Source organism: Beduinella massiliensis, assembly GCF_900199405.1.
GTDB lineage: Bacteria > Bacillota > Clostridia > Christensenellales > Aristaeellaceae > Beduinella > Beduinella massiliensis.
Genome location: NZ_LT963430.1, coordinates 2,085,545 through 2,098,816, shown reverse-complemented (window position 1 = coordinate 2,098,816; position 13,272 = coordinate 2,085,545). Strand labels below are relative to the sequence as shown.

The following is a 13,272-nucleotide window of genomic DNA, read 5'->3' as shown; positions in this document are numbered from 1 at the left end:
TTATTCCTCCGTCTCTTCTTCCTCACAGGTCTTGATATGCAGCATGTCGAGTTGATCCTGCGCGACGTTCGAGGGGGTCTGCATCATGAGGCAGGAAGCGTTCTGCACCTTCGGGAACGCGATGACGTCGCGCAGGCTCTCGCGTCCCGTAATCTGCATGATGAGGCGATCCACGCCGAACGCGAAGCCGCCATGCGGCGGGGTGCCGTACTTAAACGCCTCGAGCAGGAAGCCGAAACGCTCCCACGCTTGCTCGTGCGTGAAGCCGAGCAGACGGAACATGCGCTCCTGCAGGTCGCTGGCATGTATGCGGATCGAGCCCGAACCCATTTCGATTCCGTTGAGCACCAGGTCGTAGGCCTTCGCGCGAACCGCGCCCGGGTCGCTTTCCATGAGCTCAAAGTCCTCGTCCATGGGGCATGTAAAGGGATGATGCTGGGCCACGAAGCGATTTTCCTCGTCGCTCCACTCGAGCAGCGGAAACTCCGTGATCCACAGCAGGTCATAGCGACTCTTGTCGATGAGGCCCAGTTCATGTCCCAGACGCAGGCGCAGCTGGCCCATGGCCGTAAGCGCGACGTACTTCTTGTCCGCGATCAGGAACAGCGCGTCGCCCGGCTTTACCCCCATGGCCTCGATCAAAGTCTGCAAGGCCTCCGGCTTCATGAACTTGGCGAAGGAGCTGCGCACCGCGCCGTCTAGGGAAACGGTCGCCCAGGCCAGTCCCTTCACGTGATAGGTCTTCACGAATTCGCCCAGGGCGTCGATTTCCTTGCGCGAGAGCTTCGCCGCGCCCTCGGCGCGGATCGCGCGCACGGTGCGTCCCTCGGCCACGGCGTCCTCGAACACCTTGAAGCCGCAATCCTTCACCAGCTCATCCACGCACCGTATCTTCATCTCAAAGCGCGTGTCCGGCTTGTCGGAGCCGTACATGTCCATCGCATCGCGCCAGGTAACGCGCGGAAGCGGCAGGGTAATGTCCATGTCCTTGACCTCGCGGAACACGTCCGCGAACGCGCCCTCGACGACGTTCTGAATGTCTTCCGGCTCTACGAAGGACATTTCAAGGTCAAGTTGTGTGAACTCCGGCTGACGGTCGGCCCGAAGGTCCTCGTCGCGGAAGCAGCGCGCAACCTGAAAATAACGGTCGTACCCTGCGAGCATCAGCAGCTGCTTGTAAATCTGCGGAGACTGCGGCAGCGCGTAAAACTCGCCCGGGTGCACGCGGCTGGGCACCAGGTAATCGCGCGCGCCCTCCGGCGTGGACTTGGTGAGGATGGGCGTTTCGACCTCCAGAAAGCCCTCGCCCTCCATGTGGCGGCGAATGACAGAAAGCACCTTGCTGCGCAGGGCCAGCGTGTTTTGCAGCACCGGACGGCGCAGGTCGAGATAACGATACTTCAGGCGGACGTTTTCCGCTTCCCCAGCATCGTCTTCGATGTAAATCGGCGGCGTCTCGGACTTGTTGAGCAGCTTGGCCTCTCGCACGAGCACCTCTACCTGACCGGTTTTCATTTTATCGTTGATGGCGCCTTCGCCGCGTGCGCGCACCGTGCCGCGAACGGCCAAAACGTATTCGCGCGAAAGCGACTTACCGATGGCAAAAGTGCGCTCGTCGTCGTCCTCGCCGTCAAAGACCACCTGCACGATGCCCGCGCGGTCGCGCAGATCCGTGAAAATCAGGCTGCCGAGGTTGCGTGAGCGCTGCACCCAGCCCATCAGGGTAACGTCCTGTCCGATCCTGTCCGTGGAAACGTCGCCGCACATGCAGGTGCGCTTCCATCCGCTTAGCCATTCAGCCATGGGAAAGTCCCTCCTATGTATTTAAAAGCATTGTTTGCCATGGGAACCCAAATCATTCCTTGAGCTTGCGAAATTCCTCACGCGTCATCAGCACGGCGCGGGGCTTTGCCCCCTCCGCCTGGGCGACGATACCCCGCCGGGCCATCTCGTCGATGAGGCGGCCGGCGCGCGCATACCCCACGCGGAGCCTCCGCTGCAGCATGCTGATCGAAGCCTGCCCGGCGTCCACCGCCAGCTCGATCGCCTGCTCCAGCAGCTCGTCTACGACCTCTTCCCCATCCTTCTTTTCCTCGCCCTCCGGCTCGGAATCCGTGTTGTTCAGGTGCTCGATTACATCCTCGTTGTACTCTGCCGCGAAGCGTTGCTTCACGTAGCCGACGACGCGCGAAACCTCCTCGTCCGACACGAAGCAGCCCTGCACGCGCAGCGGCTTGTTGGTGCCCTGCGGCGCGAAGAGCATGTCGCCCTTGCCGAGCAGCTTCTCCGCGCCCGCACTGTCCAGAATCGTGCGGCTGTCCACCTGTGAGGAAACCGCAAAGGCAATGCGCGAGGGGATGTTGGCCTTGATGACGCCCGTGATGACGTTGACCGAGGGGCGCTGCGTCGCGATCACCAGATGGATGCCCGCCGCGCGCGCGAGTTGGGCCAGGCGGCAGATCGACTCCTCCACCTCGCCGGGCGCGACCATCATGAGGTCGGCCAGCTCGTCGATGATGACGACGATTTGGGGCATGCGTTCCTCGTCCGGCTGGAGCGAGGCGTTGTAACCGCGGATGTCGCGAACCCCCTGCCCCGCAAAGCGCTTGTAGCGCTGGTCCATCTCCATGACGGCCCACGACAGCGCACCGGAGGCCTTTTTCGGGTCGGTCACGACCGGCACCAGCAGATGCGGGATGCCGTTATACACGGAAAGCTCCACGACCTTCGGATCGATCAGGATGAGGCGCACCTGTTCCGGCGTCGCCCGGAAGATGATGGAATTGATAATCGTGTTGATGCAGACCGACTTACCAGAGCCCGTCGCGCCGGCGATCAGCACGTGCGGCATCTTTGCCAGATCCGCGATGATGTTGCGCCCGGCGATATCCTTGCCCAGCGCACAGGCGAGCGGCGAGGGATGTCTTCGCGCTTCGTCGCTTTCCAGCACGTCGCGCAGCGCGACCGCGGAGATCGACTCGTTCGGAATCTCGATGCCTACGGCGGGCTTGCCGGGAATCGGCGCCTCGATGCGTACGCCCGCAGAGGCCATGTTGAGCGCAATGTCGTCCACCAGGCCCAGGATGCGCGATACCTTCACGCCGGGCGCGGGCTGCAGCTCGTAACGGGTGATCGCCGGACCGTGCGTCACGTTGAGCACCTTGGCCTGCACGCCGAAGCTTTTCAGCGTGCCGACCAGCTTGGCCGCCCCTTCCTCGTCCCGCTGACGCGTGTCGCCGCTGACCGGCGGCTTGCCGTTCTTGAGCAGATCGACCGGCGGAAAAAAGTACGGCTCCACCGGCTTGGCCAGTGGGTTTTCCGCTTTCTTCGGAATCGTGATGGGCGTATCGTCCAGCCTGCGCGTTTGGGGAGAAGGCTGCGTTTCTTCAGCGTCTACCCGCGCCGGAGCGTTCATAACGGCCGGAGCGCTCTGCCTTGCGGCGTTCTGGTTTTGCGCCGCCCAAGGTGACAGGGGCGCGGAAACGGGCGCGGCGGGTTCCTCGTCAAAGGACGCATCCGCAAGAGGCGCTTCCACCGAATCGTCTGAAGCAGGCGGCGCCGGTACTTCTTCCTCCGGCACATCCCACGGCTCTTCCGGAGGCGGCCATTCCTCCGTCCCGGGCTGCATCTGTGCGGCGGCTTCGGCCTCCCTTGCGGCTTCCTCGCGCCGTCTTAGCATGAAATCCGGCAGGTCGAGTACCTTCGAATCTGCGACGGGCGCAGGGGCCGACGTGGTTTCGATATTTTCGATGTAGAGCTGAGGCACCTCTTCATAAGCGGTCTGGTGAACGGTGACGTCGCCATAGGCGCTGCGGTCGTCGTATTGAAACGGAGGCATCTCTTCCTGCGAGTAGGCAGAATAATACCCCGTCTCCCCCTGGGACGGCGCATCGTCGTAATCGCTGTAACCGACGTCGCTATAGCCCTGCGCTTCATACACTTCGGGCTGAACATCGCGCGTGCCGTAGGGCGCCTCTCCCATCCCATACGCCGGAGCGACATAGGGATCGTAGACGGGCTCCTCCGCAACGAACGGATCTTCTTCCACCTTGCGGCGTGCGCGGCGCTTACGCGGTTTTTCGAGTTCCGCCTCCGCACGAATTACACGGGAGGGAGCAGGCGCCGGCGGTTCTTGCGCTTCAGACTCAACAGGTTCGGGCGCGGGCTTTACGTTCTTTCCTTTAGGCGTCTTGAGCGCGGACGGCGTAGGCGCTTCTTCCTCCTGCACCGCCTCGCGGGCGGCGCGGCGCTCTTCCCTGCGCTCGCTCAGATTCTGGCGCATGTCTCCGAACAGGACGGAGATGTAATCGCCCACCTGATAGAGCGTTACGTTGGTGATGAGCATCAGATCCGCGATAATCACGAAGATGAACAGCAGCATGCTGCCCCACAGATCCAGCGCGCGCCACATCGGCCAGGCGAGCAGCGCGCCGAGTACTCCGCCGCCCGTCTTGATCGCGCTGGAGCGGATGTAGGAAAGGCGGATAAAGGTGATGTAATCTTCCGAGAGGTGCTGGTACTCCATGTACCTGCGCACGTCGTTGATCTGATAGAGCTGAAAGATCGACGAAACGCAGATGAACAGCACGACGAAACAGACGATCTTGCGCACGTTGACCTGCGCCTGCGCGGAAAATGTCAGCAAAATTCCCGCCCAACAGACGATGATCGGAATCAGCGGACAGATTGCCCCCGCAAGCCCCTGCATGACGGCGCGGAGCTGAACGATCACCGCGGCCTCCGAGGTCACGAACAGGCACACGAACATCAAAATGCCCAGGCAGAGAATCATAATTCCACAGGCTCCGCGGGTGATCCGGTCGCCTGTGCTCGTCTTACGTTTTTTTCGATTCTTTACGGCCTTGGCCATCCTCTGTCCTCCCAATGCAAATAGCAAATCTGCCCGGGCCTTTACAAAAGCCGGGCAGATTATTATATCACACAAAAGCTTTTCGGTAAACCCTCAACCCACACGCTTTCCGGCGTACAGGATGAGGCAGGAGACGACACCCTGCTGATCCGCATGGATTTCCAGGGTATTCTCGCCGGAAACGTAGAAGAGGCTGTCTCCGGGCTCCAGCATCAGGTCTACGGCGTCGTTCTCATCCAACGTCGCGCGACCGTCCGGCGCGCCGAGCAGCTTCTCGCACTCCGCGAGCGTCGAAATGCCCGGGCGGATACCGAAAAGGTCGATGCGCGCGGCCCGAATGGCCGTGAGCGGCGCTTCTTCCTCCTCGCACTCCGCGTACAGCCAGGTTTCCAGGGACATACCGCGAAGCTGCGGTTCCTCGAACAGGTATACGCGGCTTTCCAGCGTGTAGTCCGGGTCGGTGAGCTGGGTGAATTCCTTCATGTACGTGCCGATGGGCTCGCCGAGCTTCACGTCCGCGACCCAATTCGGAAACGCACCCGCCGAAACGGCGTCCCGAATGCCCTTGGCTGCGTCCGCCGTCTCTTCCGCAGCGGACAGCGTCTTGCCCAGCTCGGAGAGGCCGTCCTCGAGCTCGTAGAAGTAAAACTGGCATGCGCCTGCACTACCGGAAACCATGGAATACTGGCTGGCAGGGTAATACACCGTGACGCCCCGCGCATCGATGGAATAGTTATCCCGCGGCATGGGCGTAATCTTCGCATTCTCCATGTAGGCGTTGAGACTTCCCCCGATTTCCGTCTCGATAATGCCCTCCATCGCGCCCAAGGAGGCTTGCGGATCCGCAAAAAGTGCCTCCAGCGGAATGCGATCCCCCGTCTTCAGGTCGAACACCATTGCGGTCACGCTGTCGCCCAAGCTTCCATCCGCCTGTTCGCCGCGGCGCGACACCGCGACGGAGAGCACATCCCCCTTTTGATAGACCGCCGTGTCCATCAAAAGCGTGGCTTCGCCCTCCGCTTCACCGCCGCGTTCCACGATGCGCTTCATCGTCAGCCGGGTGCTTTCCAGAGAGAGACCGGTCTCGATCGCCGTGTTGATCTTGCCTTGAACGATTTCGTCCTCAATGCCGCTCACCACGGGATAGCTCATACGGCTGTTTCCTGCCGTCTCTTCCTTCACGTCCACCCGTATTTCCGCCAGAGCCGAAAGACTCGCGAGGCTCAGCGCCAGCGCCAGCAGCAGCATCGTCAGCAGCCGTGTGTACTTTTGTTCCATACGTCAACCTCCTTTGGAGCCCAGAGCAATCCCGGCAATCCGCGTTTAAGCCCGGCATAACAGAACATGCCGGGCACCGCCGCTTTTGGCGCGGCGCTGCTGTACCTTTATCTCGCCTTCTGGCCGGCGCGTCCATCCGGTACCGTTGCTTGATGTTTGGCCGTGCTCACTCTAAAGACATAGCTCCCTTTTACGTCCTCTGTTCCATATAAACGAAACAGGGACGCCTTTTCTTTCCACGGCGTCCCCTGATTTTCCTCTTTTCCCGCTCACAAAAGAATGGGCTGCATTTGCGATTCCAAAAGCGCCAGTCTGGCCGCTTCCGGAATCCTGTCCATGTGCGCGACCAGCGAGTTGGGTTTTTCCATGGGATCGTCCTGTCCGAAGGGGACGAAAAATACGTGCTTGGCGTTGAGCAGCATGCCGATATTCTTCGCTGCGTTGCCGAGCCCGTCGTTCGTGGAGGGCGCGAGCAGCAGCGGTCTGCCGTTGCGCAGGTGCGACTTGCAGGCCAGCGTCACGGGCGTATCGGCGATGCCCAGCGCGAGCTTGGCGAGCGTGTTTCCCGTGCAGGGGGCGACGATCATCAAATCGAGCAGCTTTTTCGGCCCAATGGGCTCTACCTGTGCGATCGTAGCGAGCGGTTCCCTACCAGTCATCCGTGCAAGCTCATTCCAGAAGTATTCCGCCTTGCCGAAGCGGGAATCCGTCGCTGCGACGCTGGGCGAGACGATGGGCGTCACCTCCGCGCCGGCTGAAACCAGCGCCTCGACCTGCGGCAGCACCTTCTTGAAAGTACAAAACGAGCCCGTCAGGGCGAAACCAATTCGCTTGCCTTGCATTTTTCAGCCCTCCTGCGCAATAAATGTCCTGATTGCATCGAGCAGCACGTCCGCCGCATAAGCGGGCGCGTATTTTCCTGGGATTCCGCCTGCGAGCACGAAGCGTCGTCCCAGACGCGCGGCTGTCTGCATGTCGATTCCATAAGGCGCGCTGGCCAGTTCCAGCGCAAGCGCTTTCTGATCCATCGCCGTGAGCTCCGTTTCACCGATGACCGGCGCGGGAGCGGTATTGAAGATGAACTGCATGCGCCCAATACATGTGGCGATATCCTTTGTATCGCAGGCTGCGCAGCCCTCCGCCCGCGCAAAGACGCGATCCTTCTCTTTGCGCGCGGCGACCGTCACCTCCGCGCCGAGCGCGCAGAGCTTTCTCGAAAGCAGTCTGCCGATTCGCCCGTATCCGACGACGAGGCAATGGCTGCCCGCGACGCAGCTTTCACTTTCGCGCATCGCCTCGAAGATTGCCCCCTCAGCGCTTGGAACCGCGTTGCCGACGGCGAAGCTTTCCAGGGAGGCGGGCGAAAACAGGCGCCAAACCCCTTGCGCTTCGCACTTTCCCGCGAGAACGTTTGCGCCTTTCGGGATTCTGTCCCGCGTTTGCGCCATCAAAAGCGGCTGCGTCGCGAGCGGCGTCGCTACCATCCCCTCTTTTTCCGCTACCGGGTAAGGCAATATGTAAAAGTCGTAATCCATCACTTCTGGCCAGGCGCATGCAAAGGCAGGATCAAATAGGTCAAGCCAGACACCGTCGGCCTGAAAGCCCGCAGTCCTCGCCCTGAGCACGAGCCAGCCGCTGCGGCGATCCCCTCCAACCACCAGCATTTTCAAGCGCATCCCTCCTCCTCGCTTCTTCTCCATCCTACGCACCAGCGCGAAAAAGGTGCAAGCGGGCGGTGCCCGCCGCCCTCACCGAACGGCCCCTCCAGAAAAGTCAAAAAGCCGCCCTCGGCATTCGCCGGGGCAGCATAGATCATCGACAAAGTAACGTCGTAAGAGGGGATGCATACAGGGGAGACTTCCCCTGCATGTGAAATCGTATCGACCGGCTTTGCCGGGCGGGCGGGGCGTTTTCCGTAGTCAAACACACAGCATTTGCGGAGGAAAACATCTCCCCTATTCTTCGTGCTAAATGAAGATTCATTTTGCACGAGGCCATCGACTTTGTCGATGACCAGAGCCGCCCTCGGCATTCGCCGGGACAGCAGGAGGTCGAAGCAATCAGGTTGCGTCCATGACGCGCGTGATCGGCTTGCGCCTCGTCACGTTGAGCACCAGGCCGATGCCCGCCATGTTCGCGATGAGGTTGGAGCCGCCATAACTGATAAACGGCAGCGGGATGCCCGTAATGGGCATGACGCCGATGTTCATGCCGATGTTTTCAAACATATGAAAGATCAGCATGCTCGCCACGCCCACAATAACCAGCCGTCCGAAGCGATCCGACGTATGGTAGGAAAGGCGGAGCATCCGGTATATCACGAAGGCGTAGAGTACCAGCAGGATGATACACCCCACAAAGCCCATCGTCTCCGCGACGGAAGAAAAGATGAAGTCCGTATGGTTTTCGGGCACGAAGTTGAGCTGCGTCAGCGTACCTTCCTTAAACATGCCCACGCCGGTCATTCCGCCCGCGCCAACCGCGGTCATCGCCTGCAGCGTCTGAAAGCCCGAACCGGTCGGATCCGCCTCCGGGTTGACGAAGGCCGTCAGCCGCAGCCAGCGCCAGTTGCCCGTGGATTGCAGCATAAAACCCGCCGCGATGCAGACGACGACGCCCGCGCCCACAAGCGCCAGCCAATACTTCATCGGGAAGCCCGAAACCAGAAGCAGCGAAAAGAAGATGACGACGAACACCAGCATCGTGCCGATGTCCGGCTGTGCGATGATAAGCATCAACGGAATACCGATATGGATGCACAGCCGCATGAAATAGCGCAGCGTAGGCACCGGCTTTTCATGGCGCGAAAGCTCCTTGGACAGGGAGATGATGATTGCGACCTTCGCCAGCTCGGAGGGCTGAATGGTTCGATCCCAGATGATGGAGAACCAGCCCTTCATGCCCGTGATCGCCTCGGACGCAAGCACCAGCGTAAGCAGGGCGACGTTGGCCACGTACAGGAAGGGCCAGACGCGGCCGAGGAACTGATAGTTGATGGACATCATGCCGCCGACGGCCACAAAGCTGACGAGCACGAAAGCCGCCTGCCATCGGCCGTTGTAGGAATCCATGACCAGCTCGATGATCGAGCGGTCCGCTCCCAGGGAGGGGTCGTAGTTGGTAATCGTAACGGCCAGCACGCCGAAAATCGCCAGCGCGTAGGCCGCGACGAACAGCTGCCAGTCGAAATGCGGCTTGGACAGCCGATCATTGGCAAAATGCAAAAGGCATCACTCCTCTACGATCGAGTCAGGCGCGCGAATAGGCCCTTCTTTTCCGGCGCTGATTCCGCTTCGCCCAGCATTTGGGCGGCGATGCGCGAGAGCGCCTTCGCTCCCTCGCCGGAGCCCCGAAGCGGCAGGACGCGCTGCAGCGTGCACTGCAGGATTTCCTCGTCCTCCGGCACCGCGCAAAGCAACTTCGCGTCCAGCGAAGCTGCCACGGTCGCGGGCGGGTATTGAAGCCCCCGCTTTACGTAGTCCCCGCGCACACGGTTAACCACGACGCGCGTGCGCGCCCCGCCGCGCTGTGAGATGAGCCCCGCGGTTCGGTCCGCGTCCCGCATGGCGATGTCGTCGGGCGTGGTCACGATGACCGCCTCATCCGACGAAGCCATAGCCTCCTGCGCGATGGGGCCGATGCCGGTCGGGCAATCGACCACCACGTGTTCAAAGCGGCGAGAAAGCATCTGCAATAGCCTGTGAAAGGCGTCGCCCGTCATGGCCCCAGGATCGCGCGTCTGCGACGCGCACAGCAGCGTGAGCCCTGGCACGTCCTTCACGGCCGTCAGCGCCTGGCCGAGCGTCGCTTCCTCCTCGATGACATCCAGCATGTCGAAGACAATCTTGTTCTCCATGCCGAGCATCATGTCCAGGTTGCGCACGCCCGCGTCCGCGTCCACCAGCACGGCGCGCTGCCCTGCAAGAGCTAGTCCCGCGGCCGCGCACAATGCGACCGTCGACTTGCCCGTCCCTCCCTTGCCGGACAAAAATGCCCAGACACACGCCATCGCGCCGCCTCCATCCTTTGTTTAATAAGCCAGCCAGTTCGAGGCCGGCATCGTCTCGTTCACGGTAATCGTCCGCTGGTCCATGTAGTACTCGATGATGCTCTTCATGGCCGGGGATACGCGCGCTCCGCCGTATCCGTTCGGGACGTAGACGACCACGGCGATTTCCGGATTTTCGTAGGGCGCGAAGCCCACCATCCACGCGTTGTTTTCCAGGTCGATCTTCGTCTTTTCAGCCGTACCGGTCTTGACGGCTATATCGCTTTCATACTTGAAATTTTTGAAGTATTTCGCTGCGGTACCGCCGTCGTCGACCACGCCCTTCATGCCCTGGCGCAGCAGCGTCAGATAGGGCTTGGCTTCCGTCAGCTCCGCCGCGACGACGGGCTGACCCCGGCTGATCACTTCGCCCTCCGGCGAAGTGATCGAATCGATCAGGGACAGGTCGTATACCGTGCCGTTGTTGGCCACGGCCGCTACGTAACGCGCGAGCGCGACCGGGGTGACCGAGGTGATCGACTGGCCGACGCCGACCATGATCGCCTCGCTGCCGCCCCATTTGATCTCGTTCAGCGCCAGGTAGATGTCTCCGACGACCGCCTGTAGATAGACAAGGCTTTGCGACATATCCAGCTCTTCCATCAGGATGGTACGGATGTTGCGCACCCAGTCCGTTTGGTTGGTCGCGACTGCCATGTCCATCAGGCTCTTGACCGCCGTGTCCAGCTTCGCCTCGTCGAACGTCATGCCGCGTTCCTTGCCGATGCTTTTCAGGTGGTTCTTGATCTGATTGGAAACCAGATACGGCCTCCACGTCGCCTGCTCGGAGGCGTTGATGGCCTTCTGCGGGTCGTACAGCGTAGCTTGGCTGCCGACGTAACTGCGAAGCTCGCCGGGCAGATCGATGCCCGTCAGCGTCGTCAGGCCGTAAAGCGCGGCGTACTTGTACAGGTCGTTGTTGCCCGCCTCATAGAGACGGGAAGCCAGCTCGTAAAAGAAGTAGTTGCACGAGTGGTTCAGGCCTTCCTTTATCGTCTGATTTGCGTGCTGCCACTTCTGGTTGATGTTGATCCAGCACTTTGGCGGGTTGGTCTTATCGTACTTTGTATAGTATCCGTCGTCGCTGATCTGTTCGTACGGCCCCAGCAGCCCCGTCGCGAGCGCTGCTGTGCCGGTAACCATCTTGAAGATGGAGCCTGGCGTGTCGCGCGAGCCGATGGCATAGTTCAGCAGAGGGTTCCGCGTGTCCAGCAGGATGTCCGCCGCCGCCTCGCCGCCGACGATGAAGGCGTTCGGATCGTAGGGCGGGTAGCTCGCCAGCGCGAGCACGCGCCCTTGCATGTCCACGACCACCGCGGCGCCCTTTTCCGCAAGCTTGATCGGGTTGGCCTCAAAGTCGCGGTCCGTGCCCTGAAGGTCCTTCTTGTTTTCCTCCAGCCAGGAAGGATTGAGCATCTGCTCTTCCTGCTTCGCGCGAATCTCGTTGATCGTGCTCTCCAACGCCGTTTCCGCGACGCGCTGCAGGCCCGAATCGATCGTCAGCTTGACGTTATTGCCGTTTTTCGGCTCGGACGAGGAAAGTTCGCGGCTGACCGTGCCGTAACGGTCGATTTCCACGATGCGCTTTCCCTGACGCTCGGTCGTGTTCGGGGTCAGCCAGTCCTCCATCGTCTTTTCTACGCCGTCCAAGCCGATGAGGTCGCTGAGGCTGTAGCCCTTGTCCTTCAGGGTATTGTTATACGTGTCGGCATTTTGAATCTTGCCGACGTACCCCAGCACATGGCAGGCCAGCGTATTGTTCGGATACACGCGCTTGGTGGTCACGCCGACGGAGATGCCGTCCAGCGTGAGCGCGCGCGTCTCGATTTCAATGACCGTTTCCCAGCTCACGTCCGAAGCAATGGTGATCGGCGAGGTGAGGAACGCGTTCATCTGCATCGTTTCCCAGATGCCGAGAATTTGAATCTTCCGCTCCAGCGATAGGCTCTCCGGAATCTTATATCGCTCGCAGAGCTTCGTAAAGAGCTCCTGCTTGCCCGTCTTGGTCATGTAAAAATTGCTTCGCCACATGCTTTCGCGCTTTTCCTTGACCGATTCCTTGACGTCGCCCCAGTCAAAGTCCCACAGCCCCGTCGCTTCGTCGAGTACGAGGGAAAAGCTGGATTCGATGGTGCCGCCGTAGCGCTCCACGATTTCGATCGTGTCGATGATCGCCTGCGTGTATTGGCCATAGGCGCTGATGTCGTTTCCGTCCGCGTCCTTGCCCGGTTTCCAGGTCGGGTCGCGGTAGAACTGAACGTTGTAGACCTTTTTATCGTACGCCAGCGTCATGGAGTTCGCGTCCGTGATGGTGCCGCGATCGCCGCGGCTGGTGATCGTCTTCGTCTTTTTGCCCTGCGCCTTTTCCGCGTAGATGTCTGCGTTGCGGATCTGCAGGTTGGCAAGCTGTACGATCAAAATGGTGAACAGAATCGCCGTGATCGCGCCCAGGAAGATATAACGTCCTCTGTATTTGTTCATGCCTGTGTCATGCCCCCATTTTGCACGTCATACGTCCGTATCTGCTTCTTTGCCCTTGCGAAATCTGGGCCGTTGATAGTGCATGACGGCGTTCGTCATCTTGATGATCAGGACGCAGACGACGCCTGAATACACCGTGCACAGCAGCACGCGCCCGGCATGCCGCATCGTAAGGTCTACGCCGTTAAGATACGTGTAGATCATGAACACGCTCTCGCGCATCAACGTAATCGCCATACAAATAACGATTGAAAGCAGTAGTTTTCTTCCCGCGCGGCGCTTAGGCGCCGCTTTTTCTACGAGCATTGGCTCAAACCCCATGCGCATGCGCGCGGCGACGTAGCCCATCAGCGGATACAGGATCATGTAAAGGCCCGCCACCTGCCCGACCGCGGTATCCATCAGCAGGCCGAACGCCGCTCCGGCACAGAATCCCTCGTAGGTGCCGCCGTAGAAGACGAGCGCTGCGAGCGCACAGGCCAGGATGTCGGGCTGCACGTTCGCAATGGCGAGATACCTGAACACGCTCGTCTGTATGATGTAGGAAAGATATACGACCGCCGTCATCCTAAGAAATTTTGACATGCGCTTCCTC

At 60.6% G+C, this 13,272-nt stretch carries 9 protein-coding genes; all 9 read right to left on the bottom strand.

Features of this window, described 5'->3' with window-relative positions; translation table 11 throughout:
• A complete protein-coding gene (gene aspS / locus C1725_RS10275) occupies window positions 1-1,803 on the bottom strand; it encodes an aspartate--tRNA ligase (RefSeq protein WP_102411518.1) in 1,803 nt (600 codons plus the stop codon).
• A 52-nt stretch (window positions 1,804-1,855) separates the two neighbouring features.
• Window positions 1,856-4,870, bottom strand: coding sequence for a DNA translocase FtsK (locus tag C1725_RS10270; protein WP_346026558.1), 3,015 nt, complete (start codon window positions 4,868-4,870; stop codon window positions 1,856-1,858).
• A gap of 93 nt (window positions 4,871-4,963) precedes the next feature.
• Window positions 4,964-6,148, bottom strand: a complete 1,185-nt coding sequence (locus C1725_RS10265) for a hypothetical protein (protein ID WP_102411517.1) — start codon at window positions 6,146-6,148, stop codon at window positions 4,964-4,966.
• Window positions 6,149-6,417: 269 nt separating this feature from the next.
• Window positions 6,418-6,990 (bottom strand): dipicolinate synthase subunit B, encoded by a 573-nt coding sequence (locus C1725_RS10260; protein ID WP_102411516.1) that lies wholly within the window; start codon window positions 6,988-6,990, stop codon window positions 6,418-6,420.
• A gap of 3 nt (window positions 6,991-6,993) precedes the next feature.
• Window positions 6,994-7,812, bottom strand: coding sequence for an NAD(P)-dependent oxidoreductase (locus C1725_RS10255; RefSeq protein WP_346026882.1), 819 nt, complete (start codon window positions 7,810-7,812; stop codon window positions 6,994-6,996).
• A gap of 396 nt (window positions 7,813-8,208) precedes the next feature.
• Window positions 8,209-9,372 (bottom strand): FtsW/RodA/SpoVE family cell cycle protein, encoded by a 1,164-nt coding sequence (locus C1725_RS10250; protein ID WP_102411514.1) that lies wholly within the window; start codon window positions 9,370-9,372, stop codon window positions 8,209-8,211.
• 14 nt (window positions 9,373-9,386) lie between these two features.
• Window positions 9,387-10,157 (bottom strand): P-loop NTPase, encoded by a 771-nt coding sequence (locus C1725_RS10245; RefSeq protein WP_102411513.1) that lies wholly within the window; start codon window positions 10,155-10,157, stop codon window positions 9,387-9,389.
• A gap of 21 nt (window positions 10,158-10,178) precedes the next feature.
• The gene (locus tag C1725_RS10240) at window positions 10,179-12,677 is read right to left on the bottom strand and encodes a penicillin-binding transpeptidase domain-containing protein (protein WP_102411512.1); all 2,499 of its coding nucleotides are present in this window, start codon (window positions 12,675-12,677) and stop codon (window positions 10,179-10,181) included.
• 27 nt (window positions 12,678-12,704) lie between these two features.
• Window positions 12,705-13,262 (bottom strand): rod shape-determining protein MreD, encoded by a 558-nt coding sequence (locus C1725_RS10235; RefSeq protein WP_102411511.1) that lies wholly within the window; start codon window positions 13,260-13,262, stop codon window positions 12,705-12,707.
• Window positions 13,263-13,272: the final 10 nt, after the last annotated feature.

Excerpts from the sequence above, each read along its gene's own strand:
- aspS (WP_102411518.1), bottom strand. The coding sequence starts at position 1,803 with ATGGCTGAATGGCTAAGCGGATGGAAGCGCACCTGCATGTGCGGCGAC.
- C1725_RS10270 (WP_346026558.1), bottom strand. The coding sequence starts at position 4,870 with ATGGCCAAGGCCGTAAAGAATCGAAAAAAACGTAAGACGAGCACAGGC.
- C1725_RS10265 (WP_102411517.1), bottom strand. The coding sequence starts at position 6,148 with ATGGAACAAAAGTACACACGGCTGCTGACGATGCTGCTGCTGGCGCTG.
- C1725_RS10260 (WP_102411516.1), bottom strand. The coding sequence starts at position 6,990 with ATGCAAGGCAAGCGAATTGGTTTCGCCCTGACGGGCTCGTTTTGTACT.
- C1725_RS10255 (WP_346026882.1), bottom strand. The coding sequence starts at position 7,812 with ATGCTGGTGGTTGGAGGGGATCGCCGCAGCGGCTGGCTCGTGCTCAGG.
- C1725_RS10245 (WP_102411513.1), bottom strand. The coding sequence starts at position 10,157 with ATGGCGTGTGTCTGGGCATTTTTGTCCGGCAAGGGAGGGACGGGCAAG.
- C1725_RS10240 (WP_102411512.1), bottom strand. The coding sequence starts at position 12,677 with ATGAACAAATACAGAGGACGTTATATCTTCCTGGGCGCGATCACGGCG.
- C1725_RS10235 (WP_102411511.1), bottom strand. The coding sequence starts at position 13,262 with ATGTCAAAATTTCTTAGGATGACGGCGGTCGTATATCTTTCCTACATC.